At 68.6% G+C, this 26,341-nt stretch carries 23 protein-coding genes and 1 pseudogene; 9 read left to right on the top strand and 15 right to left on the bottom strand.

Annotation, left to right across the window (positions count from 1 at the left end):
• Positions 1-229 precede the first annotated feature (229 nt).
• The 4 genes from ACZ7SW_RS31760 to ACZ7SW_RS31745 all read right to left on the bottom strand — a co-directional run bounded on the left by ACZ7SW_RS31760 (position 230) and on the right by ACZ7SW_RS31745 (position 4,307).
• The gene (locus ACZ7SW_RS31760) at positions 230-1,210 is read right to left on the bottom strand and encodes a chitinase (protein ID WP_470234037.1); all 981 of its coding nucleotides are present in this window, start codon (positions 1,208-1,210) and stop codon (positions 230-232) included.
• A gap of 204 nt (positions 1,211-1,414) precedes the next feature.
• Positions 1,415-2,731 (bottom strand): MFS transporter, encoded by a 1,317-nt coding sequence (locus tag ACZ7SW_RS31755; protein WP_470234036.1) that lies wholly within the window; start codon positions 2,729-2,731, stop codon positions 1,415-1,417.
• Between the two features lie 53 nt (positions 2,732-2,784).
• The gene (locus ACZ7SW_RS31750; RefSeq protein WP_470234035.1) at positions 2,785-3,558 is read right to left on the bottom strand and encodes an SDR family oxidoreductase; all 774 of its coding nucleotides are present in this window, start codon (positions 3,556-3,558) and stop codon (positions 2,785-2,787) included.
• Positions 3,555-4,307, bottom strand: a complete 753-nt coding sequence (locus ACZ7SW_RS31745; protein WP_470234099.1) for an SDR family oxidoreductase — start codon at positions 4,305-4,307, stop codon at positions 3,555-3,557. The genes ACZ7SW_RS31750 and ACZ7SW_RS31745 overlap by 4 nt, the downstream gene beginning before the upstream one ends.
• Positions 4,308-5,539: 1,232 nt before the next feature.
• On the opposite strand from ACZ7SW_RS31745, the gene ACZ7SW_RS31740 reads away from it, so the two are divergent.
• From ACZ7SW_RS31740 to ACZ7SW_RS31730, 3 genes are all read left to right on the top strand, one after another.
• Complete coding sequence (locus ACZ7SW_RS31740; protein WP_470234034.1) at positions 5,540-5,704, top strand: hypothetical protein; 165 nt, start codon at positions 5,540-5,542, stop codon at positions 5,702-5,704.
• A gap of 745 nt (positions 5,705-6,449) precedes the next feature.
• Complete coding sequence (locus ACZ7SW_RS31735; protein ID WP_470234033.1) at positions 6,450-7,475, top strand: hypothetical protein; 1,026 nt, start codon at positions 6,450-6,452, stop codon at positions 7,473-7,475.
• 406 nt (positions 7,476-7,881) lie between these two features.
• Positions 7,882-10,851, top strand: a complete 2,970-nt coding sequence (locus ACZ7SW_RS31730; protein ID WP_470234032.1) for a right-handed parallel beta-helix repeat-containing protein — start codon at positions 7,882-7,884, stop codon at positions 10,849-10,851.
• Positions 10,852-10,900: 49 nt separating this feature from the next.
• Here ACZ7SW_RS31730 and ACZ7SW_RS31725 read toward each other — a convergent pair whose 3' ends face one another.
• The 3 genes from ACZ7SW_RS31725 to ACZ7SW_RS31715 form a co-directional block, all read right to left on the bottom strand.
• Complete coding sequence (locus ACZ7SW_RS31725; RefSeq protein ID WP_470234031.1) at positions 10,901-11,482, bottom strand: hypothetical protein; 582 nt, start codon at positions 11,480-11,482, stop codon at positions 10,901-10,903.
• A 112-nt stretch (positions 11,483-11,594) separates the two neighbouring features.
• Complete coding sequence (locus tag ACZ7SW_RS31720) at positions 11,595-12,893, bottom strand: MFS transporter (protein WP_470234030.1); 1,299 nt, start codon at positions 12,891-12,893, stop codon at positions 11,595-11,597.
• A 91-nt stretch (positions 12,894-12,984) separates the two neighbouring features.
• Complete coding sequence (locus tag ACZ7SW_RS31715; RefSeq protein WP_470234029.1) at positions 12,985-14,328, bottom strand: M20/M25/M40 family metallo-hydrolase; 1,344 nt, start codon at positions 14,326-14,328, stop codon at positions 12,985-12,987.
• 66 nt (positions 14,329-14,394) lie between these two features.
• Here ACZ7SW_RS31715 and ACZ7SW_RS31710 point away from each other — a divergent pair, with 66 nt between their 5' ends.
• Positions 14,395-14,940, top strand: a complete 546-nt coding sequence (locus ACZ7SW_RS31710; RefSeq protein ID WP_470234028.1) for an ArsR family transcriptional regulator — start codon at positions 14,395-14,397, stop codon at positions 14,938-14,940.
• Positions 14,941-15,049: 109 nt separating this feature from the next.
• On the top strand, positions 15,050-16,294 hold the full coding sequence (locus ACZ7SW_RS31705; RefSeq protein WP_470234027.1) for a cytochrome P450: 1,245 nt from the start codon (positions 15,050-15,052) through the stop codon (positions 16,292-16,294).
• On the opposite strand, the gene ACZ7SW_RS31700 is transcribed toward ACZ7SW_RS31705, so the two are convergent.
• The 7 genes from ACZ7SW_RS31700 to ACZ7SW_RS31670 all read right to left on the bottom strand — a co-directional run bounded on the left by ACZ7SW_RS31700 (position 16,183) and on the right by ACZ7SW_RS31670 (position 22,562).
• Positions 16,183-16,554 (bottom strand): VOC family protein, encoded by a 372-nt coding sequence (locus ACZ7SW_RS31700; protein WP_470234026.1) that lies wholly within the window; start codon positions 16,552-16,554, stop codon positions 16,183-16,185. The two genes, ACZ7SW_RS31705 and ACZ7SW_RS31700, sit on opposite strands and share 112 nt — an antisense overlap.
• Before the next feature lie 48 nt (positions 16,555-16,602).
• A complete protein-coding gene (locus ACZ7SW_RS31695) occupies positions 16,603-17,199 on the bottom strand; it encodes a GNAT family N-acetyltransferase (protein ID WP_470234098.1) in 597 nt (198 codons plus the stop codon).
• Between the two features lie 143 nt (positions 17,200-17,342).
• Complete coding sequence (locus tag ACZ7SW_RS31690) at positions 17,343-18,329, bottom strand: hypothetical protein (protein ID WP_470234025.1); 987 nt, start codon at positions 18,327-18,329, stop codon at positions 17,343-17,345.
• 72 nt (positions 18,330-18,401) lie between these two features.
• Positions 18,402-18,779: a hypothetical protein gene (locus ACZ7SW_RS31685; protein WP_470234024.1), complete on the bottom strand. Its 378-nt coding sequence runs from the start codon at positions 18,777-18,779 to the stop codon at positions 18,402-18,404.
• Positions 18,776-19,918 (bottom strand): cation:proton antiporter, encoded by a 1,143-nt coding sequence (locus ACZ7SW_RS31680; protein ID WP_470234023.1) that lies wholly within the window; start codon positions 19,916-19,918, stop codon positions 18,776-18,778. The genes ACZ7SW_RS31685 and ACZ7SW_RS31680 overlap by 4 nt, the downstream gene beginning before the upstream one ends.
• A gap of 854 nt (positions 19,919-20,772) precedes the next feature.
• Positions 20,773-21,390, bottom strand: coding sequence for a response regulator (locus ACZ7SW_RS31675; protein WP_470234022.1), 618 nt, complete (start codon positions 21,388-21,390; stop codon positions 20,773-20,775).
• Positions 21,387-22,562, bottom strand: a complete 1,176-nt coding sequence (locus tag ACZ7SW_RS31670) for a sensor histidine kinase (RefSeq protein WP_470234021.1) — start codon at positions 22,560-22,562, stop codon at positions 21,387-21,389. Before ACZ7SW_RS31670 ends, ACZ7SW_RS31675 begins: the two co-directional genes overlap by 4 nt.
• 167 nt (positions 22,563-22,729) lie before the next feature.
• Here ACZ7SW_RS31670 and ACZ7SW_RS31665 point away from each other — a divergent pair, with 167 nt between their 5' ends.
• From ACZ7SW_RS31665 to ACZ7SW_RS31650, 4 genes and pseudogenes are all read left to right on the top strand, one after another.
• A complete protein-coding gene (locus tag ACZ7SW_RS31665; RefSeq protein ID WP_470234020.1) occupies positions 22,730-23,746 on the top strand; it encodes an ABC transporter permease in 1,017 nt (338 codons plus the stop codon).
• Positions 23,746-24,444, top strand: a complete 699-nt coding sequence (locus ACZ7SW_RS31660) for an ABC transporter ATP-binding protein (RefSeq protein ID WP_470234019.1) — start codon at positions 23,746-23,748, stop codon at positions 24,442-24,444. The genes ACZ7SW_RS31665 and ACZ7SW_RS31660 overlap by 1 nt, the downstream gene beginning before the upstream one ends.
• A pseudogene (locus ACZ7SW_RS31655) lies at positions 24,441-24,503 on the top strand (hypothetical protein); the annotation flags it as partial. The gene ACZ7SW_RS31660 and the pseudogene ACZ7SW_RS31655, both read left to right, overlap by 4 nt.
• A 58-nt stretch (positions 24,504-24,561) precedes the next feature.
• The gene (locus ACZ7SW_RS31650) at positions 24,562-24,864 is read left to right on the top strand and encodes a DUF2871 family protein (protein WP_470234018.1); all 303 of its coding nucleotides are present in this window, start codon (positions 24,562-24,564) and stop codon (positions 24,862-24,864) included.
• A gap of 52 nt (positions 24,865-24,916) precedes the next feature.
• Here ACZ7SW_RS31650 and ACZ7SW_RS31645 read toward each other — a convergent pair whose 3' ends face one another.
• Positions 24,917-26,317, bottom strand: coding sequence for an MFS transporter (locus ACZ7SW_RS31645; protein WP_470234017.1), 1,401 nt, complete (start codon positions 26,315-26,317; stop codon positions 24,917-24,919).
• Positions 26,318-26,341: the final 24 nt, after the last annotated feature.

Raw genomic sequence — 26,341 nt, 5'->3', positions numbered from 1 at the left:
GCCGATCAACCTCGGCGGGACCGATCAGCCCCAGCCGACCGGCAGCGCCCGACCCGAGCCGATCAACCTCGGCAGGACCGATCAGCCCCAGCCGACCCGGGCCGGTCACCCTCAGCCAGGCTCGGCCGACCGTTGCCGCGTCCAGCCTCCATCGCGCCCGTCCGGACCAGACGTCCTCGGCCGAAGCCAGCCCGGCTCAGTCACGCCAACTGCGCCCGGCCCTGCCAGGTCAGCCGTGATACCCGGCCACAACCTTCGTGAACGCGTACTTCGGCTGCGAAATCCCGCTGCACTCGCCGCCGCCCGAGCAGTCCCGGTTGGTCGCCCAGAAGGTGAAGCGGCCCAGGTGGTGGCTGGCCGCGTAGTCGCGGATCGCGGTGAAGTCGGCCACCGAGACGACCTCGCCGGGGTTGTCCGTCTTGCCGTTCATCGACGACAGGCCCGCGTGCCGGTACGCCGTGGCGCTGTCCCAGCCGAACGTCGACTTCAGCTGTCCGGCGAGACCGTCCACCGCGGACTTCGTCTTGCCCGCCATGTCGCCGCCGCTGGAGAAGTCGAACGGCATCACCGACCACACGTCCACCGGCGCGCCGATCGCCTTCGCCTGCTTGATCAGCCGCTTGCCCCAGTCGTTCGGGCCGGACGTTTCGGTCCCGATCGTGATCACGACGCGCACCCCGGGGTTCTTCTGCTTGGTGATCTTGACCGCGTTCAGGATCCGGTCCTGCACCGTGGCGTTCTCGAACTCGTCGGTGTTCTCGATGTCGAGGTCGATCGCCTTCAGGCCGTACGCGTCGATCACCTTCTGGTACGCCCCCGCCAGCGCCGCGGCCGACGTGCACTTCGCGCCGAGTTTCGTGCCGGACCAGCCGCCGAAGGACGGGATGACGTCGCCGCCCGCGTCGCGGATGCTCTTGATCAGGGTTTTGTCCGAGCCGGTCAGCGAACGGTCGCCGTCCCACTTCGGGTTGCACGAACCGTCCGACAGCATGAACGCGAGCGTGAACGTCTTGATCCCGGTCGCGGACATCGCCGCCGACGCGCTGGTCTGCCCCGCCCACTGGTACAGGTACGGCGAAGCGAGAACCGGGTCCGGAGCGGCCGCGAGCTGCGGGCCGGGCGCGGGCGCGGCCGTGGCCACCCCGGCCGCGGTCGCGAGAGCCGCCCCTGCCGCCGCCGCGAGCGCGGCCAGCCGACGCACTGATTTCATTGTGTTCCTCCCACGAGCACCACGGAACACCTCCGGTTTGAGGCGGCGGGATCAACCCGGGAGGAGTGCACCCGGAGGGTGCCGTCACACACTGGACTAGACCAAATCAGCGTGTCAAGAGCCGCAGCCCGAACGGCGCACCGGGCCGGAAACAGTGCGCCTGTCCGGGTTTCCGGGCATCCCCCGGCCGGGTGGGGCCGGAAGTCAGGAGCGACCGGCGGGGGTCTCCTCGCCGAGCCCGTCGGAGAAGTCGTCGTCCCGGGTTTCCGGCAAGCCCAGCACGCACAGGAAGCTGAGCACCCCGAGCGCGACCAGCACCAGCGCGACCGGCACCGTCGACCCGGTCGACGCCCACAGATTCGTCGAAATCAACGGCACGACCCCGCCGCCGATCACCCCGGCGACGCTGTACGCGATCGACGCGCCGGAGTACCGGTACCGCACCCGGAACAGCTCCGGCAGATACGCGCCCATCGGCCCGTACAGCATCGCGAAACAGGCCAGGCCGCCGACGAAGCCGAGCGTCAGCAGCACCGGGTTTCCCGTCTGCAGCAAGGCGAACAGCGGAAACGCCCACACCACAACGGACACCGCGGCCGCCGCGCTCAGCCGTCGGCGGCCCCATTGGTCGGACTTCATCGCGAACACCAGCGTCGCCACGCCCATCACCGTGGCCGCGATGAGCAGGCCGATCAGGACAGTCGTGCGCGGGATGCCGAGGGTGGTCGTCGCCATCGAAAGGCAGAATGTCGTGACGGTATAGAAAAGCGCGTGCGCGAGCACGAACGACAACGTCGACAGCACCAGCACTCGCGGCTGCTTCCGGAGAAGTTCGAACAACGGAACTTTCGCCTGTTCGGCCTTGTCCAAGGCGGCCTGGAACACCGGCGTCTCGGCGATCTTGATCCGGATGTAGAACCCGACGGCCAGCAGCACCGCGGAGAACAGGAACGGCAGCCGCCACCCCCAGGACAGGAATTCCGCGGGCGGGAGCACCGCGTCCAGCACCAGGAACAGCAGGTTGCCCAGCACGAATCCGATGGCCGGGCCGAGCTGCGGGAACGCCGAGTACAGCCCCCGTTTCCCCGGCGGCGCGTATTCAGTCGCCAGCAGAACCGCGCCGCCCCATTCGCCGCCGAGGCCGATGCCCTGCACGAAACGCAGCACTACCAGCAGGATCGGCGCCCAGAGGCCGAGCGTGCCGTACCCCGGGACCAGCCCGACGGCCACTGTGGACAGTCCCATCACCAGCAGAGACGTGACCAGCATGGACTTTCGGCCGATCCGGTCGCCCCAGTGTCCGAAAAGGACCGCACCGACCGGGCGCGCGACGAATCCCACCGCGAAGGTGCCGAGCGAGGCCAGCACCCCGGCGGTCGAGGAGAACGTCGGGAAGAAAACCTTCCCGAACACCAGCGCCGCCGCGGTCCCGTAAATGTAGAAATCGTAGAACTCGATGGCGGTGCCGATGAAACTGGCGGTGGCGATGCGCGACATGTCGGCCCGCGCGGGTGCGGTCATTCCGGCTCCCTGTTCTCCCCTGCGGCCCCGTGCCGCCCGGGGAGAATATCGGGTCACGCGTCGCCGGGCAGTTCCTCCATCTTCCGCTGCAGCTTGTTCATCCCGCCGAGCCAGCGGTCGGTTTCGGTGGCGCGCAAGGCATAGAAGTCGGCGACTTCGGCGTGCGGCAGCACCAGGAACCGGTTCTCGGCCATGGCGGCGAACAGCGCGTCGGCGACTTGCGGCGGATCGATCGCGGTCGCGCCCATCAGCAGTTTGCCGCGTTCGCCGGTCTCCTCCAGCATCGCGGTGCGCACGCCCTGCGGGCAGATCGCCTGCACCTTGATCCCGCGGTGCCGGTAGGTGGCCGACAGCCATTCCGCGAACGCCAGCGCGCCGTGTTTGGTCACCGAATACGGTGCCGAGCCAAGGCTGGTGAGCACGCCCGCCGCGGACACCGTCGCGACGAACCGGCCCTCGCCGCGCTCCAGCCACGCCGGCAGCAGCAACCGGGCCGCCCGGACGTGCGCCATCACGTTCACGTCCCACGCCAACGACCACGCGTCCTCGTCCGCCTGGGCGTCGCCGAACGGCGCGACTCCCGCGTTGGCACAGAAAACGTCGATCTCACCAAGCGTTTCGCGAGCGGCCGTGATCAGCTCAGCCACACCGGATTCGCTCGCCACATCGCCGGCGAACGCCGTACCGCCGACCTCCGCCGCGACTTCCGCCGCGCGGTCACCGTCGAGGTCCGCGACGACAATGCGCGCCCCGTCCGCCGCGAACCGCCGCGCCAGGGCCGCACCGATCCCGCCACCACCTCCGGTGATGACGACCCCGGCGCTCACAGACCGCCGCCGAGCGTCACGCCGCCGTCGAGAACGACCGTCTGCCCGGTCATCCAGCCCGCCTCATTGGACAGCAGGAACGCCACCGCACCCGCGATGTCCTCCGGCACGCCGAGCCGCTTCAGCGGATACGCCGCCGCGACCTCTTCCTCGCGCCCCTCGTAAAGCGCGGTCGCGAACTGCGTCTTGACCACCGCCGGCGCCACCGCGTTCACCCGGATCTTCGGACCGAGCTCGCCGCCGAGTTCCTGGGTGAGCCGGATCAGCGCGGCCTTGCTGACGCCGTACATGCCGATGCCCGGCGAGGTGCGGATGCCCGCGATCGAGGCGACGTTGACCACCGCCCCGCCGTGCTCGCCCATCCACGCGTCCCGCGCGACGCGGATCCACGACAGCGGCGCGACCACGTTGACCGCGAAGATCTTGCTCGCCGCGGCCGGGTCGATGTCCACCATCGGACCGTAAACCGGGTTGATGCCGGTGTTGTTGACCAGCATGTCGAGACTGCCGAACTTCTCGACCGCGGCGGCGACCGCCTCCTGCTGGTGCGCGGCGTCGTCGGCCTTGCCGGGAACCGCGATCGCGACGTCCGGCCCGCCGAGCTGCTCAACGGCCTCGGCGAGCGGTTCCGGCTTGCGCGCCGTGATGCACACCTTCGCCCCGCGCTCGACCAGCCCCTTCGCGATGGCCAGCCCGATCCCCCGGCTGGCCCCGGTGACCAGGGCAACGCGATCCTTGAACGACTCCACCACACCGTCTCCTTGTCCGCCGCTGGACAGCCACCGCTAAGCGGTTGCTTAGTCGCAGAATAACGGCGATACATCCCCACGCAACCTCAGGCCGTTACCTCGACCGTCACAACACGGTGGGTCACTGGCTTCAAAACCCTGCGTGTTCGCCAAAGCTCGTCAGGAGCAGCTTGACGGGCTCGGCCGTGAATCCCGCTCGGCGCCGCAGGTGGCCGGATGCCTGAGCCACAGCTCACTCCCCTGATCCCACCCACGACCACGCACCCGAACAGGGCGAGCAGCGCCGGTTGCCCACGCTTCACCCCCGTCTCCCCGAAGTCACCTGGGGTTACCCGATCGCTCGAATCGACCGATCTGGGCGGGTTGGCGAACGGAGACTGCTGCACACACTCGGCTGGGCCGCTGGCACCAGGCGGTCCGTCACGACGTGCGACGACACAGCGGTAGCCGTCCGCCGAAATCCCGAAGGGGCGTTCGCGGACCTTGAGTGCAGGTGCCAGCCGGTTTGCGGTCGCCGGTGCGAAATACGCACCGGCGACGCTCTGCTGCTGGCCACTACGCGGACCTGCTCCTGATCTGTCCGATGCCGCTTGTCGAGCAGATTCTCGCCGACACACACCAGCACTTCTCTCCTAGAGGACCTCGCCGATGAAGGCATCCACCCGGAGGCGATGCCAACTTTCGCCCAATACGTGCCGAAGACTCTCAAAGCCGCGTCAGCCAGTTCCCGGAAGATGTGGGCTGTCTACCTGACAATGTTGACAGAGGAATGGGCAACCCGAGGCGACGACGGGACCGACCATAGGGTTCTTCGGAATGGGCTCGCCCCGCCTGGGATCGGAAGCCTCGACAAGAAAGTCTGCGCTCAGCGGAACCGTGGCCCTCGATCCTTCGTCATCTACAAGGGCTAACTGCAACGGCGCACACAACGCCTGTCCCCAAGAACGTGATGGAACCTCAGTTCTTGGGGCGGCGGCAACTGTCATGCCTCGATGCGGTGCGCCTCACACAGTTTGGGAGAGCCGCGGGCCCACGACCACAGCCGGCCGTGGAAGTGCCGTGTCAGGCGTGAAGCCGTGCGCTAGCGCGGTCCGAACCTTACAAGAAAAGAGGAAATAGCCGTGAAGAAGCTTGTTTCGCGCCTGGCTACGACGGTCACGCTCTCTGCCATGGCAGTTGCGGCGGCCGCGAGCATCGCTGTCCCTGCGCAGGCAGCTACGCGCCCTGCGCTCGTGAACACCGTCTACGCTGGCGACTCCCAATGGGGCTGCCAGGCCGTTGTCGCAGCCGAAGCGGCGCGACTGGCCGCCGCGCACAAGCAGGTGATCAGCACTTCGTGCAAGCACACGAAGTTCGCCACCCAATGGGTCGGCACCGTCACCTACTACGCAGTGTGACCTGAACCCGGTTCCAACCTCGCATCACGAAACCCGCGATGCGACCCCCCTAGTGGGCGGGGTCGCATCGCGGGTGCCCACCGTCGCGGATTCAGCACGAAGCGTGATGCAGCACCAATTCCGTCTAGGATCCTGCACACCACAAAGGACAGGCAGCAGGCATAAATGGGCGAGGACCACCGTATTCAACGTTTACTCGCCTTCGCCTCGTCCGAGACGTTCCGCGGCGCGAGTCGCGTCAGCCGGGCTCGCACCGTAGGTCTTGCGATACTGCTTGATCGCGGCGATCTCCCTGCCCGATGCCGAGGCGAGCGTAGAGGCAAGCGAGCTGCCGTTCGAGCGCTTCTGCCGAGTCCACGCCAGAGGTCATGGAGACCGCCTTGGAGCACAACACGAAACCAGCTTTTTTGATCGAACAAACATCCTCGTGCTCTTCTGCGACAAGCGGAGGAGCGGCATATTGCGCATTGCAAGATCGGCAAGGTGGGGCGATGCTGTCGCGTTGGCCGAATACGAAGCCCGGCGGGGCAGTCGCACAGGACAGGCTCCTCCGGGAGCGAAGGACCAGGATGGACTGCGTTACCGTAGCGATGGCGCGTTGCTGGCGACTCTCTGACCACCCAGATTTCCGAACACGTTGCGAATACTATGAAGCTATGAACGTCGCAGCAGACCTCCCCGTGCGGACGCACGGGCCGGGCCGTGCCGGCCTGCTCCTCAAGATCCGCGAAACCCGGGACGTGGCATGACTCCTCGCCCGCGGGGCCCGTGGGAACGCAGAGCACAGGCCGACGCCGCCGCTCGGGGGCTGACCCGCGAGGAATACGGCGTCTACAAAGGCGATTACGGTGCTGTGGTCAAGCCAGTCACTTCGGTCGGCGGGCTGCTGTTCCTCGCCATTCTGCTCACCCTCTGCGCCGGGACTCTCGTGGCGGCCACCCTGGCGGTGATCATCGCCCCAGGCAACACGTCCCAGTCCCAATTCCACCCGGCCATGCTCGGTTACGACGCCCTGACCCTCCTGCTCGCAACAGTGGGCTGGAGGTACTTCCTCAAAGAACTCAAGGCGTCCCGGCTGCGGAAAGCCCGGGGAAAGACACTGGACCTCCTCCCAGGGGGCATAGGAACTCAGCCGGCACCGCCGAGCACCGGAGCAGACCTCCCATCAGTCGAAGCGGCCCGCCGCGCAGCGCCGGGCCAGCGGAACGCTCGGCGGATCATCGGCACCATCCTGGTCATCCTCGGCACTGTCGCAGAAGTCGCCGTCATTGTCAGGGCAGTCTGGTTGCTGGTCTCCTGGGACTCGCTGGAGCTCTTGTGGACCGGCCTCTGGCTGGCTTTGCTGGCAGCGGGACTCATGTTCTGGGGGTTGCGGCTGCGGGCCTCTTCGAAGTTCCCTTCGAAACGCGACGAACACCTCCGTGCCCGGCACAAGCAACTGGCCGGTTCCCCCGTCGTCGCCCGCGGCAAGGACGGCGAGCTCCACAGTTACACGCTCGAGGAGTACGGCAACTCGACCCACGGCCTGGAAAGCCAGATCCGCAGCGTGTGGGGCATGACGGTGCTGTCACTGGCCATGCTGGCAGGCACGCTCACCTGCCTGATCGCCTTCATCTGCTCCTGCACCACCGGAAACGATCCTGCCTGGAGCGGCCTGCTGGGTGCGGTGATGTGCGGAGCCTTCACCTGGATCGGCGGACAAGCCACCCTGCGTGAAGCGAAAGCCAAAGCCCTCCGCCGCCGCCGAGGGCTCCCAGACCCGATCAAGTGACCACCACAACTCCCGGAGTAACGCCGTGAGCCGACCCATCGGCACTGCCCGCACCGTGGTCAGCACGACGTCATGACCCGACAGCGAGCAGGCGTACCTCCCTATCGCCAGGAAATCATCACCGCTCTGACCTCCTAGGCGGCCTGGACCAGCGGTCTCCACCCAGTGAGCCACTACCGCCGAAAGATCAGATGTAATAGTCGCTTCCACCCACCAAGCACCCCCGCTCGAGAACTTCGCCGAACATGGCCAGATCCACCCGAGCATCCCGATTCACAGCCACTTCCCCACCTCATGACACCACCCGGAGGACTCCTTGACGGCCGATGCACCCTCCTGCATAGTCTCCTAGACATCGGATGTCCTGGCGCTCAGGACCTGCGATGCCTGGTCAAGGAGGACCTGAATGGCCAACCGCCGCCTTCTGTGCACCGTCCTGTCCGCCGTCGCCGGGTTGGGCGGGACGCTCGCCCTCGGCCCGCCTGCTGCCGCGAGCGGGCCGCCGCCGATGGTGGTGTACGCGGCGCCCGGTGCTGATGCGCCGCCCGGAAATCTGTGCAGTCAGCCGCGGCCGTGCTCGCTTTCGCAGGCGCAGCAACGGGTTCGGCACCTTCTCGACACCGGCGTCGGCAGCCACCGGGACATCGCGGTGAAGCTCGCTGGCGGCACCTACTATCTCTCCGCTCCGCTGGCGTTGGGCCCGCAGGACTCCGGGCGCAACGGCCACACCGTGACCTGGCAACCGGCGACCGAAGCGGCCGTGACGATCAGCGGCGGCCGACAGTTGCGTCCGGCCTGGAAGCCCGCGGCGCCCGGCAGCAAGATCATGGCCGCGACCATCCCGGCCGGGCTGGGCTTCGACGGTCTGTTCGTCAACGGGCAGCGCCAGATCCTGGCCCGCTATCCGAACTACGACCCGAACGCGGCCCGGCTCCAGGGCTCGACCTCGCTCGCCGACCTCGAGCGGGAGTCGGCGAAATGGTCGAACCCGTCGACCGCGCTGGTGCGCGCGATGCACTGCGGCGATTGGGGTTCCGTCTCGTTCGCCGTCAGCGGGCGCACCGGCAACGGGCTCGATCTGCATTATGTCGGCGACAACAACCGGCCGCGGGATTGCGGGCTGACGAAGGGCAACGGGCCCGGCCGGGTCGGGCCCGCGATGGCCGAGAACGTCAAGGAGGAACTGGACGCCCCCGGCGAGTGGTACTACGACCGGGCGAGCGGCCAGCTGCTCTACTACCCGCCGGAGGGGACCGATCTTTCCGCCGCGACGGTCGAAAGCGCGGAGCAGGACCAGCTGATCACGCTGGCCGGGGCGTCGGCGGCCAACCCGGTCCACGGCATCACGCTGCGCGGGCTGCGTTTCACCGCGACTCACCGCACGCTCTTCACCAGCCCCTTCGAAGCCGACGCCAAGGGCGACTGGGCAGTTGTCCGCAAGGGCGCGGTATCTCTGAAGAACGCCGCTGACATCTCAGTCACCGGTTCCTTCTTCGATCAGCTCGGCGGCAACGGCGTCTTCCTCGACGGCTACAACCGGCACAACACGATCAGCGACAACAAGTTCGAGGCCGACGGCGCCACGGACGTCCAGATCGTCGGCTCCCCCAGCGCGGTACGCGACTACTCCGCCAACTACTACGACAACGTCGCCGTCACCGACACCGCGCCCGGGCCGAAGAGCGACGACTACCCCCGCGACATCCTCGTGCGGAACAACCTCATGCAGGACATGGGCCGGTTCGAGAAGCAGTCCTCCGGCGTCAACATCTCCATGAGCGCGGACGTGACGGTCGACGGCAACACGATCTCCGACAGCCCCCGCGCGTGCCTCAACATCGAGGACGGCACCTGGGGCGGGCACGACATCAAGAACAACGACCTCTTCAACTGCGTCGAGGAAACCGGCGACAACGGGTCGGTCAACGTGTGGGGCCGCGGCCGGTTCTGGGCCAGTTCCGGCAACAACACCCTCGCGCCGGGCACGAGCTACGAAGGCTCCACCGGCACCGCGCTGACCGACGCCCAGGCCCGGCACCTGATGAAGCTCGACGTCGTCCGGCCGATCACCATCCGGCACAACCGGTTCTGGCACGCCGGCGACTGGGCCATCGACCTCGACGACGGATCGTCCAACTTCCGTCTGCTGGACAACCTCATCCTCAAGGGCGGCATCAAACTGCGCGACGGCTACGAGCGCACCGTGGCGAACAATCTGCTCGTCGACGGTTCGATCTACGAGCAGGTCAGCCATTCCGACTGCGGCGACGTCATCGAGCACAACATCACCCTCGGCCCGCAGGCGTACAACAACGTGCTGAACAACCCGGTCACCGCCAAGTACGGCGCCGACCGCAACCTCTTCTGGAACGACCACTACCCGGTCTACGTCAATCCCGACGGCAGCGGCAACGAGGCGCTTTCCGCGGACGGCAGCACGATCAACACCCAGTCGGCCTGGGTCCGCGCCGGCATGGACCCGCATTCGCTCGTCGCCGACCCGAAGTTCCCCGCGGCCGACCCTCTCGGCAGCTATGACTTCACCGTCGCCGCAGACTCGCCCGCGACCGGCCTCGGATACGCCAACTTCCCGATGACCGGCTTCGGCTCCGCCGGCGGACCGCTTCCGCCCAAGGCTGTCTTCGCCTACGGCCCCGGCTCCGGAGGGCCCGCCAACGGGATGATCGTCCAGCCCGAAATGCTGATGGGAGCCACCGCGACCAACATCCCTTCCCTCGCCGTCCAGTCGTCCCTCGGCCTGACCAAGCCGTACGGCCTCTACCTCCCCTCGGTGCCGCAGGGCAGCTACGCCGCGCAGAACGGATTGAAGACCGGTGACGACATCACGGCCGTCAACGGCACCTCAGTCACCGACGACCGCAACACTTTTTGGCTCAGCTACAACAAACTCGCCCCGGGCGCGCCGATCACGCTGACCGTCCGGCGCGGGCAGGCCGACGTCACCGTCCGCCTCGCCAAAACGCAGGAATCCGAAGTCCTCAACAACACCTCCGGCGTCGTCTACACCAATACCGGAGCGCCGTCGTCGGGATGGATCTGGCGCGGCAGTTCGGCCGGAGGCGCGAACTCGTACCTCGACGACATCTGGGCCACCCAGAATGTCGGCGATTCGTGGAGTTTGACGTTCTACGGAACGGGAATCGACATCATCTCCGAAACCAACACCGACGAGGGCGACGTCGACCTCACCCTCGACGGAGCGCCTTACAAAACGGTCAGCTTCGTCACGCCGACGAGGCAATACCAGTCGACGGTGGCGGCTGTTTCCGGTCTGCAGCCGGGAGTGCATACCATCAGTGGCACGATGAAGAACGGCAGTTACCTGATTGTGGATGCTTTCCGGACGCATCCGTAGGCATTCCCGAAGCGGGTGCCGTGCGTGCACGGCACCCGCTTTTATGGTCCTATGCGGCGCTAGGACCGGCCTTCGTCAGAAGGTAGTCGCGAGGATCCTCGGGCACCGGCGTCGCGGTGACGTGCAACCGGGTGTAATGGCCGTCGGCCAATCCGCTGACGGTCACCGACGTCGGAACCGAAACCAGTTTTCCGGACGCGCAGTCAGGTACGCAGTCGTACTGCCAGAACCTGCCGGTGGCGTGAGCGGTCGCCGAGCCCCAGCCCGACCAGCGCATCCGATCGAGCCCCATTTTCTGGTCCGCACAAGCCAAGTTCAGCCACGAAGGCCGGGTAACAGCATTGCCCTCGCACAGATAGACAGTCGGCGACGGCTTGGCGGCAACGTCCGGACGCTTCGCGGGCGGTGCCGCGGCGGGCACGGCCGCATGGTTCGCGGCGGCAGCCGCGGCGGGCACCGCCGACGGCGCCGTCGAGGTCGCCGGTGCCGCAGTTTCGCTGGTGGCAGGCACCAGCGCGGAACTCGGAGCCCCAGCGGCCACCGGATCCGAGGCGCAGGCCGTCACCCCCGCGGCGATCAGCACCAGAGCCCCCGCGCCCAGCACAGCTCTTCGGATTCTCAACTCAGTCATGACAAACCCCTCCCCGTCCGGACCCCCGCGGTCCGGCTATGGAGAGAATGACGCGCAACCTTCCAGAAGGTTGCGCGCCACTCGATTCGCCACAAAGTCCACAAAGGACGGTTCAGCGCACCCGCAGCCGCCGCCGGGCGAACATCAGCGCGCCGAGGCTCAGCACCGCCAGCACCATCACGTAATAGCTCGGGGCCAGATTGCTCCCGGTGAGCTGAATCAGCCAAATCACCACCAACGGCGTGAAACCGCCGAAAAGCGAAGCCGTGATGTTGTAGCTGACCGACAGCCCGGTCGCGCGGGTCCGGGCCGGGAAGACGTCGGCCATCATCGTGCCCAGCGGGCCGACATACCAGACCTTGACCAGCCCGATCGCGGCCATCACCGCGGTCATCACCGCGAACGTCGGCTGGCTGTTCAGCGCGAGGAACAGCGGGAAGATCGCCAGCAGCATCACCGAGCAGGCCGTGGCCATCAGCGGGATCCGGCCGGTCCGGTCGGACAGGCGCCCGGCCACCGGCGCGAGGACGGTCAGCACGATCTGGGTGACGATCGTGGTGGTGAAGGCCAGCGATTTGGGAAGTCCGAGGTTCCGGATGGCGAAGGTCGGCATGTAGATGATCAGGTAGCTGATCGCGGTGGACACCGCCATCGCGCCCATCGCGACCAGGACGCGGGTCTTCTGCGAGCGCAGGACCTCCCGCAGCGGGGCCTCCGCGGCCTCCTCCTCGAACGCAGGCGATTCCTCCACATGCCGCCGGATGTAGTAGCCGATCGGGGCGATCAGCAGGCCGAACGCGAACGGGATCCGCCAGCCCCACGACCCGAGCTGCTGGTCGGTGAGCACCGCGCTCAGCACCGCGGCGAACACGATGCCCAGCAACGTGCTCAGCCCCTGGCTCGCCGCGCCCCAGCTGCCCATGAACCCGCGGCGTTTCCGGTTGCTCTCCACCAGATACGCCGTCGCGCTGCCGAATTCGCCGCCCGCCGAGAAACCCTGCAGCAGATTGGCGAACACCAGCCCGATCGGGGCCGCGATCCCGATCGTCGCGTAGTTCGGCATGATCGCGATCAGCAGCGAGGCCACCGCCATGATCCGGATCGACACCACCAGCGCGGCTTTGCGGCCCACCCGGTCGGCGTAGGATCCGAGGATCATCCCGCCGAACGGGCGGATCAGATACGCGACCGCGACGCTGGCGAAAGCCAGCATGAGCGAGACCGCCGGATCACTCGCGGGGAAGAACTGTTTCGCCAGTACGTCGGCGAACAACGTGTAGGCCCCGAGGCTGAACCATTCGAGGGTGTTGCCGATCGTGGCCGCCAGCACGATCCGGGACGAGCGCGGCGAGGGAGCTTGTTCGGGAGGATCGTCTTTGGTGGCAGGGGAATCCGGGGCGGGAATCGACATGGTCGCCTCCGAGGCGGTGCGTCAGCGGTTCGGCGTCATTGGTGAATCGCGGCTCCGGGCACACCGGCCCGGAGCAACCATGTGCGGGAATTCAGCGGAGCTTGCCCAGTTCGAGCAAAACGTTGGCGGCGGCCGTGATCCCGGCGTGGAAACGAGCGAGTTCGAAATTCTCGTTGGGACCGTGGTTGTGCTCGTCGACGTTCGCCAGCGGGATTCCGTAGCACGGCAGCCCGAGGCCGTCGGACAACGCGGCGATCGGCAGGCTGCCGCCCATCGCGGGCACCAGCACCGCCGGACGGCCGGCAGCCGCGCTGACCGCGTCGGTGATCACCTTGGTGTAAGGCGATTCCGGCAACGTCCGGGACGCTTCCATCAGCCCGCCCGGGACGTGCAGTTCGGCGTGCGGCAGGTGTTCGGCGAGGTGCGCGCGCAACGCCTCGATGACTGTCGAGGCGCGCTGGCCGCCGACGGTCCGGATGTCGCAGCGGGCGACCGCGACGGACGGAATGACCGTGCGGTGGTCGCCTTCGTCCAAACAGGACAGCGAGTTGATGCTGAAGGTCGGCAAGGCGAGCCGGTCGTTGAAACCGACGCCTTCGGGCACGTCCATCCGGTCCAGCCCGACTTCGGCGAGCGCGGCGGGCACGTCGACCGGCAGCGCGTCCAGCGCCTCCCGTTCCGAGCGGCTCAGCGGGACCATGCCGTCGGCGATTCCCTTGACCAGGATCTCGCCTTCCGGCGAACGCATCGTCGACAGCAGCCACACCAGTTCCCACGCCGGATTCGGGCCGACACCGCCCCAGTTTCCCGAATGCAGGGCCGCGGGCGCGCCGTGCACCCAGATCTCGAACCGGACGGCGCCGCGCACGCCGAGGCTGACCGTCGGCTCGCCGCTGTCGTGCACCGGACCGTCGCTCCACAACACGAGGTCCGCGTTCCACTCGTCGCGCAGGCTCGCGAGCGCAGGCTCCAGGTTCGGGCTGCCGATTTCTTCCTCGCCGTCGAGCAGCACGGTCACGCTGCACGGCAGCTCGCCGGTTTCGGCGAGCGCCCGCAACGCGAGCAGTTGCGCGAGATGCTGCCCCTTGTTGTCCCCCGTGCCGCGCCCGTACATCCGGCCGTCGCGGATGGTGGCCTCGAACGGCGGACTGTCCCAGGCCACCAGCGGCCCGGCCGGTTGTACGTCGTAATGGCCGTAGATGACCACGTGCGGAGCGCCCGCCGGGCCTTCCGCGCGCCCCACCACCAACGGCCAGCCGCCGGTCTCGACCTGGCGCGCTTCGAGCCCGCTGCGCCGCAGCAGCGCACAGGCGAAAGCGGCCGCGTCGGCCATGCCCTCGCCGGTGGCGCTCACGCTGGGAACGCCGATCCATTCGGCGAGCTCCGCCTCGTGCCGCTCCCGGTACTGCTCGACGTACGACTCGATGCGGCGCACCCGACCTCCAGTGATTTCACTTTCTGATATCGATACCATCGAAGCAAATCGGCTAAGCTGCTGTCAATGGACGACCGTCTCCCGCGCCAGGCGACCGCCGACGACCTGCGCGCGCTCGCCCACCCGCTGAGCTGGCGGATTCTCCGGCTCTGCCTGGACACCGCGCGGACGAACCAGCAGCTGGCGAAACGGCTCGAAGAGTCGCCGGCCACCGTGCTGCGCCGGGTGCACGCGCTCGCGGAAGCCGGATTCCTCGTCGCCGAACCGGCCCGCCGGAGCGACCTCGGCGCCTGGGAGCGGCCGTATCGGACGACGCGGCGGACCTGGCACCTCGACCTCGACCAGGCGGGCGATCCCGTCCTGACCGCACGCGTCGAACTCGCGACCCTGGACGCGCACCGCGCCGAAATGGTCGAAAGCGACCCGGCCTCGATCCAGCAGACCCGGCGCGGCGTGGTCCGGCTCAGCGATGAGGCGGCGGCCGAACTGCGCTCCCGGCTGGACGCGCTTCTGGACGAATTCGTCGCGCGCGAGGAGCCGACCGGGCGGAGGCATTCGTTCCTGTGGAGCGTGGTCGAACGGCCCGAGGAGCCCGACGTCGCGGAGGACTGACCGCACCTCGCTCGGAAATGTGACGCGCTTCACGTCTGTTTTGTCTGATTACCGGGACCTCCCGCGAAGCCATGCTTCAGCTCCGAACCCCCGAACGTGAGGAGCTCACATGACCGACGGCGAAACGTTCCCGATGGCGCGGGCGGCGGGGTGCCCCTTCGCCCCCGCGCCCGGATTGACGAGCCGCGCGCCGGTGTCGCGGGTGCGGCTGTGGGACGGCAGCGAGCCCTGGCTGATCACCCGGTACGCCGATGTCCGCGCGGTGCTGGCGGATCCGCGCGTCAGCGTCGACGTCGCGCAGCCCGGTTTTCCGCACACCAACGCGGTCAGCAAGGCGCGCGACGCGCGGATGAAAACGTTGATGCAAATGGATCCGCCGGAGCACACCGCGCAGCGGCGGATCCTGGCGCCGGAATTCACCGTGCGGAAAATGGCGGCGCTGCGGCCGCGGATCCAGCAGCTGGTCGACGATCTCCTCGACCGCATGCTCGCCGGACCGAACCCGGCCGATCTGGTCGAGGCGTTCGCGATGCCGCTCCCCTCGCTGGTGATCTGCGAACTGCTCGGCGTCCCTTACTCCGACCGCGACTTCTTCCAGGGCGTGGCGCGCACGCTCGTCATGGACGACCCCGACCCGGCGCGCGCGGTGGCCGCCAGCGAAGAGCTGAACGCCTATCTGGAAGAACTCGTCGCCGCGAAAGCCGCCGAGCCGGGCGATGATCTGCTGAGCAAGCTGGCCGTCGAACAACGCGAGGCGATGACCCCGCACGAGATCGCGGTGCTGGGTCAACTGCTGCTGGTGGCGGGCCACGACACCACCGCTGCCATGATCGCGCTGGGCACGGCTGTGCTGGTGACGCATCCGGAGCAGTTCCACGACTTGTCAGCCGATCCGGTGGAAGAACTGTTGCGCTATCTGTCGATCACGCACACCGAAGCGCGGCGCGTGGCTTTGGCGGATCTGGAGATCGGCGGGCAGCTGATCCGCGCGGGCGAGGGCATTGTCGCGGTGAAGAGCACTGCCAACCGGGATCCGCTGGCCTTCCCGGATCCCGACCGGGTCGACGTCCGCCGGTCCGCGCGCCACCACGTCGCGTTCGGCTACGGACGGCACCTCTGCCTCGGCGCGCCGCTGGCCAGGATGGAGCTGGAGATCGCGTACGCCACGTTGCGCCGCCGGGTGCCGACGCTGGCGCTGGCCGTGCCGCTGGATCGCTTGGAGTTCAAGGAGAACGCGATCTTCTACTCGGTGCGCGAACTGCCTGTCAGGTGGGCGAGCACGTTGACCACCGTGCCGCCCGGATCCTCGACGAAAAACCGTCGCACGCCCCAGGATTCGTCAGTGAGCGGATAGACGACGCGCAGCCCGCGCCGGACCGCCTCGGCGTGGGCTCGCTCGACCGCCGCCGGTTCGCCGAGGTCGATCCCCAAGCGCGGCAAGGGATCGGTGCTGCCCGGCGGAAGGACGAGCACCTGCGCGGCCGGGTCGCCGCCGCCGCGGAGGCCGAGAACGGGATCGTCCATGGCGACGTCGAGGCCGAGGACGTTGACGTAGAAATCGCGGGTCTCGGCGTCGTCGGAGCCTTCGACGTAGGCGATGATGCGTTTGATCACCCGGTCAGCGTCGCAGACCGGTGCGCTGGGGGCTTGGAGAAATGGGAGCTAGCCGCCGGCGGAGTAGGCGACGCGACGGTGCCGTCCGGGACGCTGGACCCGCCAATGGCGTCCGCGCGACGACGACCGGCCTGAGCCGCGAGCCGCCAGCGCCAGGTTCCGCGCGGCGAACTGCTCCGCGGTGATGCTCATCAGGACCGGGTACTTGATCTCCCCGCGCAGCAACTCGGCGTCACGGAGCCGGGCCGCTTCGCGGAAGCCCAGCTCGCCGTGCAGCGACAACGACGCGAAATTGCTCCCGTTGACGCTCACCTCGCACGCCCGGTACCGGCACCGCTCGAACATGAACGCCAGCAGCAGCGCGACGGCGTCGGCGGCGTAACCGCAGCGGCGGTGCTGCGGACCGACCCCGACGCCGTAGCTGAACCGGCCGGAGAACGGGTCCGTTTCGACCCAGACCGAGCCGACCAGCGTCCGGTTGTGCAGCGTCTCGATCGCGAAGTGGAACCCGTCCGGGGAGGCGTGCCCGCGATGCGTCGCCCAGTGCCGGTAGCCGCCCACCTGGGGATCCCGGACGCGCACGGAGTCCCGGTCGAATCCGGCGAGGGTGCGCTGGTCGCCGGGACGGACCTCGCGCAGCCGCACTTTGCGCCCGACCTCGTCGACCCGCCACGGGGCGACGGCGCCGGAACCGGATCGCCGAGACACATTCGTGATCATCGGGAGTGATGGTACCGGGCGGCGTCCCGGCGGCTGTCAGGAGAATCCCCGATCGGTTCCGGGCGTCGTCACTCCTCGCAGTTTCCCTTGGCCGGAACGGGTTTGTTCGGATCGAACTGGCCCGGGTCCGGAGTCAGCGAGGGCCCGGTGAAGTACGGATCGGCGAACGCGGGGGCGAGCAGGCGCTTCTTGGCGGCGACGCACGAGACGCTGGTGAAGAACCCCTTGAACTTGTCCAGCCACAGGCCGCGGCTGCCCGACCCCCAGGACGAACCGGTGCGCACGACGTAGTCGGTGTCGACCCGCACGAACGGTTCCAGGTCGCCGGGGCCCTCGACCACGTGGCTGCCGGGGTCGAAGGCGTAGGCCGCCACGTACGAGACGTGCAGGAACAGCTCTCCGGACTCGCCTGGCCGCACCGTCATCTTCCCGGACATCCTCGGCTGCACGGGCAGGAGGTGAGTGCCGTCCTCCAGGTAGATCACATAATCCTGAGGGTTGGCTTGGAGGTCCGCCCTGGCGTCCGGCGCGAAAAGCCCGACGTAGCCGTCCGGATGGTGCCCTTCCAGGACGTCCTTGTCGAACTGCGCGACCGCGACCGCGTGCTTGACCTGTTCCTGCGCGTCGCCGACCTGCTTCGCGGAGAACGAGCCGACCTTCGCCGGGGCCGGGACGGTCAGCCCGGCGATGCCCTCGGGCCAGTTCTGCGCCGGGGTGTTGTCGAACGGCCGTTTCAGGTCGACGTGCCCGGAGTAGGGAAGGTCGGCGGGCGCGGGCGCGGTGGTGGCCGGCGCGAGCGCGGCCGGACTGCTCCCGGCGATCTCCTCCGGGCTCGTCCCCCGCTTCCACAGGTAGAACCCCGCCGCCGCCACGACGAGCACCACCGCCGCCGAGATGGTCGCCAGCCTGCGCCGCCGCGCCGTCGCGCGCTGGCGGCGCAGGCCGGTCCAGGCTTCTTTCTCGGCGTGCCTCCGCCACTCCGGATCCATCAGGTCCGGGTGGCTCTCGATGTCGCGCTCGTCCACGTCCTCCGCCTCGCCTCGTCGATCTCGCATCGAAAGATCGACAACCGCGGGCAGGCGTTACGACCGGCTGACCTTCGCAATCATTTCGGAATCAGACGGGGATCAAATCAATTTGCACGGAATGTCGGCATTTTCGTCCAGATGATACGAAGCGCACACGCGGTGGTAACCGTCCGCGATGACCAGGTCGTCGGCCGTCGCGAAACCGGGGTGGCCGTGCCCGCGGACGAGCAGGACCGGCGAGAGCGCCTTGCCGTCCTTGACCTTCTCGAGGTCCTTCGCGACGTGGGCGTTGTCCTCGGGGAGAAGCTTCAGTCTGCTCGCCCGCAGGATGTCCTTCGCCTTGCGGTGCGTCAGTTTCGCCCGCTTCAGCTGATCGACCAGGCCGGTCACCGCCTCCTCGGACGCGACGAGGGTGAGATAGTCGAATGCTGCCGGATAGTCGTGGTCGTCCGGTTCGTCTTTCCAGTGTTCTTTCATGACGCCTCCCTCGATTCGAACTCTTTGACCGCACGGGATGCGGCCCAAGCGGTCACCGCGACGCTGATCAGCGCCGCGGCGAGGATCGCCCCGCCCTCGCCCGGAGCGAGCAATTGTTCGCGCGTGCCGATCGTGACTGCCGCGACCGGCACTCCCAACTGCGCGCCCGCGAGCACAGCCAGCGGCAACGGCTGGCCCAGCAGCCGCGTCGCACCGTGCACCACGACCGAACCGGCCGCGATCAACGCCGCCAGCACGAGCATCACCGGATGCTGGCCGAGCGCGCGCAAATCGAGCGAAGCGCCCAGCCACACGAAAAACACCGGCCCGAGGAAGCCGTCGGTCACCGCGAACAACTGCCGGGCAAGCCGCCGCGGCTCGCCCACTGCGGCCAGCGCGAGCCCCGCGACGAACCCGGCCAGCATCACCGACACCCCGACGAGCTGAGCCAGCCCGGCGAGTCCGAAAAGGACAATCAACGCGATCCGGAGTTCCAGGCCGAAGTGCCGGGACTTGCTGAGGTCGTGCGCTTTGTCGACGAGACCGCGGGAATGCAGCCACCGCAGTACCACGAACCACACCGCCCCGGCCGCGATGACCGCGAGCGCCCCGAGCGCCGCCCGCCCGGCCTTGTGCGGCGCGGCGGCCAGCGGAAGCGCCACGATGCACGCCGTGTCCGCGATCGCGACCTGCACGATCAAGGCCAGCGCGGGCGGAGTGTCGAGCTTCGTCTCGTCCAGCACCGGCATCACCAACGCCGCGGAACTGGACGCGAGGAGAACGGCGTAAAGCAGCCCGTGCCCGGTGCCGACGAGCGCCGCCACCCCGAACCCGGCCGGCACGGACAACACGCCCACCAACGCGGAGAGCAACGCCCCACGCCCAGCGGCGACGCGCAACGCGGAGTCCCGCAACGGCACGTGACTGCCCGCGACCAGCATCACCAGCGCGAACCCGGCGGAAGCGACGTACGAGAGGATCGGGTCGTCGGCCTTCACCCAGCCGAGCCCGGTGCGGCCGACCGCCACGCCGAGCAGGATTTCTCCCACGACGATCGGGATGCGGGCGCGTTTCGGGGTGGCCAGGAGTGGTCCGGCCAGACCCGCGAGGAGGACTACGGCCATCGCGAACAGAGTCATCGGCGCGCCTCCTCCCCGGTGGGCCCTGGGTATTGTCGCCCGGTCCGGGCGGAGCAGGCCACTCTCGTCACCCGCCTGCGGCGCGCGGGGCGGGGACGAGCGGGCGGAGTCGGTGGGGTGTCCGGCCTGGGAGACGTGGCGGGCTCGGCTTTGCCGCATGATGCGGGCGGTTCCCGGGGGGGCGGGCTGCAGGACAGGGTCGGTGCGGGGTGCCGATGAAGACCGGCCGACGACTGCGATCCGGATGCTCGTCCGCCCGGCAGCGGCGGTTCATTCGCATGGTTGCCCGCTCAGCCGTCCTTGCCTCATGCACCCGGCAAGCGGCAGGACAGGCTTGGTGTGAGAAGCCGAGGAGCCCAGTCGGCGGCTGCAGGCCAGGCGTTCGCTCACCGGGCAGCGGCGGATTGTCCGCATACTCGCCGAGCCCGTGAGTTCCGCACGCGGGTGCCGAGAACCGGGCGGTAGATCAAGCTCGAAGCCAGGAGCCGACGAAAACCAGTCGACGACCACAATCCGGGCGCTCGCCCCACAGCAACGACTCACCCGCACGCCAGCCGAACTCCGCGCACAGAGAACCGGCAACAGACCAAGCTCGACGCGAGACGCCGACCCAAACCAGTCGACGACCACAATCCGGGCGCTCGCCCCACAGCAACGACTCACCCGCCCACCAGCCGAACTCCGCGCACAGAGAACCGACAGCAGATCAAGCTCAGCGCGAGACGCCGACGGAAACCAATCGGCAAACCGCACTCCGGACGCCATCCCGCGACGACTCATCCGCATGCCACCCGTTCGGCCAGCCGAGCCAGCGCAACCCCCGCGCGCACCGCCGAAACCCCAGCCACCAACCGTCAGCGGCGGATCAGCCCCTGCTCCTTCCCCGCCGCCACCGCCGCCGTCCGGGAATCCACCCCCAGTTTCGTGTAAATGTGCACCAGATGCGATTTCACCGTCGCCTGGCTCAAAAACAGCCGCTTGCTGATCTCCAGATTCGACAACCCGTCCGCGACCAGGCCCAGCACCTCGATCTCCCGCGGCGACAGCGCCGCCGCCGGGGTGCGCATGCGGTTCATCAGCCGATGGGCGACCGCGGGGGCCAGGACGGTCTGCCCGGCGGCGGCGTTCCGCACCGCGGCGGCGAGGTCCTCCGGCGGGGCGTCCTTCAGCAGATACCCGGTCGCGCCCGCTTCGATGGCGGCCAGGATGTCGCCGTCGGTGTCGTAGGTCGTCAGGACCAGGACTTTCGGCGCGTTCGCCGCCGCGGTGATCTCCGCGGTCGCTTCGGAGCCGTGCATTCCGGAGCCGAATTGGAGGTCCATCAGGACAACATCCGCCTCGGCGGCCAACCGCACGGCTTCCTCCGCCGAGGAGGCTTCGGCGACAACCTCCAGGTCCGGCTCGGTTTCCAGGACTGCGCGCAATCCGGCGCGGACCACCGGGTGGTCGTCGGCCAGCAGGAGGCGGATCATCGCGGGTCCACGGGGAAGCTCACGGCCAGCGCGGTGCCATTCCCGGGCGAGGATTCCACCGTCCACGAGCCGCCAAGGGAGCGGGCGCGGGCGCGCATCGCGGGCAGGCCGAAGCCGCTGCCGCTGCGTACTTCCTGCGGGTCGAAGCCGATGCCGTCGTCCACGGCGTCCAGGGTGACGCTCGTGTCCATATAGCTCAAGGTCAGCTCTGCCCGGCCGGCCGCGGCGTGCCGGACGGTGTTGGCCAGCGCCGACTGGGCGATGCGCAGCAAGGCGACCTCGTACGCGGTCGGCACGTCGAACGGGGCACCGCTGAGGTGAAAGTGGACAGTCAGGCCGGAACGTTGTTGCGTCGTCGCGCAGAGGCGTTCCAGAGCCGCGGGCAAGGACGCGCCTTCAAGCTCGACCGGGGCCAGGGCGTAGACGAGGCGGCGGGCTTCGGTGAGGTTGTCCTGCGCGGCTTGCCGGGCCTGCGTGACGTGCGGGACCGCGGCCTCGGGACGGTCCGGCAGGGCGCGTTCGGCGGCGCGGAGCAGCAGATGGATGCTCGAAAGGCCCTGCGCCAGCGTGTCGTGGATCTCCCGGGCGAGGCGTTCGCGTTCGGCCAGGACTCCGGCGGAGTGTTCCATCGCGGCGAGGTCGTTGCGGGTCTCGCGCAACTCCTCGATGAGGTGCCGTCGTTGTTCGCTTTCGCGGTAGAGCACCTGGTATCCGAGCACGGTCGCGATCGCGACCGCGGCCCCCAGCGCCGGGCCGATGATCACGCCGACGCTGAATCCGCCTTGATGACGCGTGAAACCGGCGATCGCCAGGACCGTGGTCAGCGCGACGACGGCCGGGCCCCAGCGCGTCGGCAGCAGGTGCATTTGCAGGAAGTACAGCGGGAAAGCCAGCCACACCCCGTCCGGCGTGAGCCACAGCAGCACGAGCCACGCGACGCCCAGCACGGCCAGCCATCCGGCCGTCGCGCCCGGCAACCGGCCGACGCGGGGCAGCAGCGGGCCCGCGGTGTAGACGCCGCCCATCACCAGCGCGCCCGCCAGCACCGCGGGCGCGTGCGGCAGACCGTCGGCGAACGCGCGCGCGACGGCGAGCACCAGCAGCCCGGCCAGCAGGAGGTGCAGGCAGACGCGCAGCACGCGCAACGGCCGGTCGAGGGTGTGCGGGTTCACAAAAGCCTCCTCCGGTCAATTGTCCGTGCTCCGCCGGGAATCCGCATCAATCGAAAGGTTGAGCGGCGAGTGCGTCCATCGATTCCCGGGAGGCCAACCGCGGCGCGATGCCCGCGCCCGCGCCTCGGACGAGGCTGGGCAGCGAAACCGAAAAGGAAGGTACGCACATGTTCGTCGCGTGGCGGGATCTGCGCTTCGCCAAAGGGCGGTTCGCGTTGATGGGGACCGTCGTCGTGCTGATGACGTTGCTGGTCGGACTGCTGTCCGGGCTGACCGCGGGACTGGCCGCGCAGAGCACGTCCGCGATCACCGGGTTGAAGGCCGACCACCTGGTCTTCGCCGAACCCGGCAGCGGCTCCCTCTCGTTTGGACAGTCCACAGTGACCCAAGAGCAGGCCGAGCAGTACGCCCGCGTTCCGGGAGTGACCAGCGCGGAACCGATCGCGATCAGCACGGCCAGCGCGGCGGTCGGCGAGCGCACCGCGACGCTGGCGGCGTTCGGGGTCCGAAACTCGAGCCCGGGCACGGCCGTGCTGTCCACGGGTGCGGCGGACGCGTTGAAGGCCAGCGAAGGCGACCAGCTCACCCTGCAAGGCCACAAAGTCACCGTGGCCGCCGTCACCGGAGACGCGTCGTACAGCCATCTCCCGGTCGTGTGGACGCACTTCGACGGTCCAAACGCGACAGTGCTCGCGGTGACCACCGACAACTCCACCGACATCGCCGCGGCCGACGCGCGCCTCGGCACCCGCACCGTCACGAAGGACGACGCGTTGTCCGCGATCGGCTCCTACTCGGCCGAAAACGGCTCGCTCCAGCTGATGCGCGGCTTCCTGTTCGTGATCTCCGCGCTGGTGATCGGCGCGTTCTTCACCGTGTGGACGATCCAGCGCAGCCGCGACATCGCGGTGCTGAAAGCGCTCGGCGCGACCACGAAGTACCTGCTCCGGGACGCGCTCGGCCAAGCCGTCGTGCTGCTGGCCGGCGGGACGGCGCTCGGCACCGGACTCGCCGCCGCGCTCGGAGCGGCCGCGTCGGGAACGGTGCCGTTCGTGCTCAGCGCGGGCACCTTGCTCGGCCCGGCCGCGGTGCTGGTGGTCCTCGGCGTGCTCGGCGCCGCGCTGGCGGTCCGCCGCATCACCTCCGTCGACCCGCTGACCGCCCTCACCTCCGGAGCGCACTGATGAGCCTGCACCTGTCCGGCATCACCCTCACCTATCCCGACGGAGATTCCCGCCTGACCGCGCTCGACCAGGTGGACCTCCACGTGCCCGCCGGGAGTGTCGCCGCGGTGGTCGGACCGTCCGGGTCGGGCAAGTCGAGCCTGCTGGCCGTCGCCGCGACGCTCATCCGGCCCGATCGCGGACGCGTGGTCGTCGGCGGCGTCGACACCACCGACCTGGATCGGGCCGCGCTCGCGGAACTGCGCCGCACCAAGATCGGGATCGTTTTCCAGCAACCGAATCTGCTCGCGTCGCTCACCGCGATGGAACAGCTGGAAGTCATGGCGCACCTGAGCGGAACGCCGCGCGGCGAGGCGGCGAAACGAGCGCGGGAGCTGCTCGACGCGGTCGGGCTCGCCGATCGTGCGACGCACCGGCCGGGACGGCTTTCGGGCGGACAGCAGCAGCGGGTGAACATCGCGCGCGCCTTGATGAACGAGCCCGCCGTGCTGCTGGTCGACGAGCCGACGAGCGCGCTCGACTCCGACCGCGGCGCGGCGGTCCTCGATCTGCTCACTACGATCACGCACCAACAGGCGACGGCAACCGTACTGGTCACCCACGACCGCTCCCACCTCGACGGGGTCGACTCGGTGCACGAGGTCGTCGACGGACGGATCCACCAGCCGGCCACGGCCGGCGCCGAGGAGAACCGATGACGAAGAAGATCTACTGGGCCGCCGCGATCTACACGATCCTCGGCCTGCTCGCCGGGTTGTACTACCGCGAACTGACCAAGGCGAAGAACTTCACCGGCGACACCCCAGCTGTCCATTGTGCACACCCACCTGCTCGCGCTCGGGACGCTGGTGTTCCTGATCGTGCTGGTGCTGGACAAGGTGTTCACGCTGTCGGCGACGAGGTCGTTCGCGCCGTTCTTCTGGAGCTACCACGCCGGAATGCTCGTCACGGTCGGCGGGATGGTCGTGCACGGCACGCTCACCGTGCTGGGCAAGGAATCCGGCGCGGCGATCGCCGGGATCGCCGGACTGGGGCACATCCTGCTGACTGTCGCGTTCGTCCTGTTGTTCGTCGGCCTGCACGCCCGCATCTGGAAGCCCGCCGAGACCAAGGCGTGACGTGAGGGGAACCCTGAGGGAATCAGATTCCCTCAGGGTTCCCTTCACGGACTTACCGGCGGCGGAAGGTGAGAGCCGCGAGGATGGCGCCGGCGAGCGCGATCACGGCCGAGCCGACGAAAGCGACCGAGTAGCCGTTCGTCAACGCCTCCGTGTCATCGAGCGCACCCGCGCCCGAAGCGGCCGCCAGCGCGGTCATCACGGCCAGTCCCAGCGCAGAACCCACCTGATACCCGGTGTTCACGATCCCCGACGCGAGCCCGCCTTCTTCCGGCCGGGCCGCGGAAATCGCCGTGCTGAGCGACGGGATGAACGCCAGCGACATCCCCAGCGCCGCGACGAGCGACGCGGGCAGGACGTCCACCCAGAAGCTGCCGTCCGCGCGCACCAGCGCGAGCCAGCCCAGCCCGGCCGCCAGCAACAGCAGTCCGGCGACGATCGGCGGCTTCGGGCCGAACCGGCCGATCACCCTCGGGGCCAAGGCGATCATGCCCAGCATGATCAGCGCGGTCATCGGCAGCAGCGCGGCACCGGCCGGGAAAGCGCGGAAGCCGAGCACCTGCTGCAGGTAGAGGTTCAGGAAGAACCACATCGGAATCCACGCCGCGCCCAGGAAAACCTGCGCCAGGTTCGCCGCGCCGAGCCGCGGGGCTCGGAAGATCGACAGCCGCATCAGCGGAGTGCGGGCTTTCGCTTGCCGGACCACGAAACCGGCCAGCAGCACAAGACCGGCGCCGAGCGCGACCCAGGTTTCCGCGGCCGCCCAGCCCGCTTCCGGCGCACGGACGATGCCGTACACCAGCGTTCCGAGGCCGAGCGTGACAGTCAACGCGCCGAAAGCATCAACGGTGCCACGGGTTCCGGTCGCTCCCCCGGGCAGTACAGCGCGGGTGGCGAACAGTGCGAGCAAGGCGATGGGCACGTTGAGATAGAACACCCACGGCCACGACACGTACTCGGTGATCACTCCGCCCAGGAACACTCCAGCGGTACCGCCTGCCGGAGCCGCCGCGCCATACAGCGCAAGGGCTTTCGTGAGCTCCTTCGGGCTGCTGCCGAAGAGCATCATCAGCAGCGTCAGCGCGGACGGGGCGATGAGCGCGGCTCCCGCGCCCTGCACGATCCGGCCAGCGAGTTCGATCGGCACGTTCCCGGCAGCACCGGCGAGCACCGAACCGGCCAGGAGGATCGCCCACCCGGCGGCGAAAAGCTTTCTGGCGCCGAATAAATCCGATAGTCGTCCGCCTAGCAGCAGCAGGCCGCCGAAGGCGATCACGTAGGCGTTGAAGACCCAGGACAGCGTGCTGGGCGTGAATCCGAGTGCGTCGCGCATGCGCGGCAGCGCGACGCCGATGATCGAGGTATCCATGATCACCATGAACTGGGCCAGGGCGATCAGTCCGAGCGCCCACCAGCGGAGGGTGTTCGGCCGGGTTTCTTGTGCGGTGGTCATCGTTTTTCGCTTTCTCTTCAAGGG

Source organism: Amycolatopsis sp. NPDC114484 (assembly GCF_055633755.1).
The sequence above is the reverse complement of the archived record's forward strand: the minus strand, read 5'-3'. Positions and strand labels throughout refer to the sequence as shown.

Coding starts and splice junctions, on each gene's coding strand:
- ACZ7SW_RS31760 (WP_470234037.1), bottom strand. CDS start 1,210: ATGAAATCAGTGCGTCGGCTGGCCGCGCTCGCGGCGGCGGCAGGGGCG.
- ACZ7SW_RS31755 (WP_470234036.1), bottom strand. CDS start 2,731: ATGACCGCACCCGCGCGGGCCGACATGTCGCGCATCGCCACCGCCAGT.
- ACZ7SW_RS31735 (WP_470234033.1), top strand. CDS start 6,450: ATGACTCCTCGCCCGCGGGGCCCGTGGGAACGCAGAGCACAGGCCGAC.
- ACZ7SW_RS31730 (WP_470234032.1), top strand. CDS start 7,882: ATGGCCAACCGCCGCCTTCTGTGCACCGTCCTGTCCGCCGTCGCCGGG.
- ACZ7SW_RS31725 (WP_470234031.1), bottom strand. CDS start 11,482: ATGACTGAGTTGAGAATCCGAAGAGCTGTGCTGGGCGCGGGGGCTCTG.
- ACZ7SW_RS31720 (WP_470234030.1), bottom strand. CDS start 12,893: ATGTCGATTCCCGCCCCGGATTCCCCTGCCACCAAAGACGATCCTCCC.
- ACZ7SW_RS31710 (WP_470234028.1), top strand. CDS start 14,395: ATGGACGACCGTCTCCCGCGCCAGGCGACCGCCGACGACCTGCGCGCG.
- ACZ7SW_RS31705 (WP_470234027.1), top strand. CDS start 15,050: ATGACCGACGGCGAAACGTTCCCGATGGCGCGGGCGGCGGGGTGCCCC.
- ACZ7SW_RS31690 (WP_470234025.1), bottom strand. CDS start 18,329: ATGCGAGATCGACGAGGCGAGGCGGAGGACGTGGACGAGCGCGACATC.
- ACZ7SW_RS31685 (WP_470234024.1), bottom strand. CDS start 18,779: ATGAAAGAACACTGGAAAGACGAACCGGACGACCACGACTATCCGGCA.
- ACZ7SW_RS31680 (WP_470234023.1), bottom strand. CDS start 19,918: ATGACTCTGTTCGCGATGGCCGTAGTCCTCCTCGCGGGTCTGGCCGGA.
- ACZ7SW_RS31675 (WP_470234022.1), bottom strand. CDS start 21,390: ATGATCCGCCTCCTGCTGGCCGACGACCACCCGGTGGTCCGCGCCGGA.
- ACZ7SW_RS31665 (WP_470234020.1), top strand. CDS start 22,730: ATGTTCGTCGCGTGGCGGGATCTGCGCTTCGCCAAAGGGCGGTTCGCG.
- ACZ7SW_RS31660 (WP_470234019.1), top strand. CDS start 23,746: ATGAGCCTGCACCTGTCCGGCATCACCCTCACCTATCCCGACGGAGAT.
- ACZ7SW_RS31645 (WP_470234017.1), bottom strand. CDS start 26,317: ATGACCACCGCACAAGAAACCCGGCCGAACACCCTCCGCTGGTGGGCG.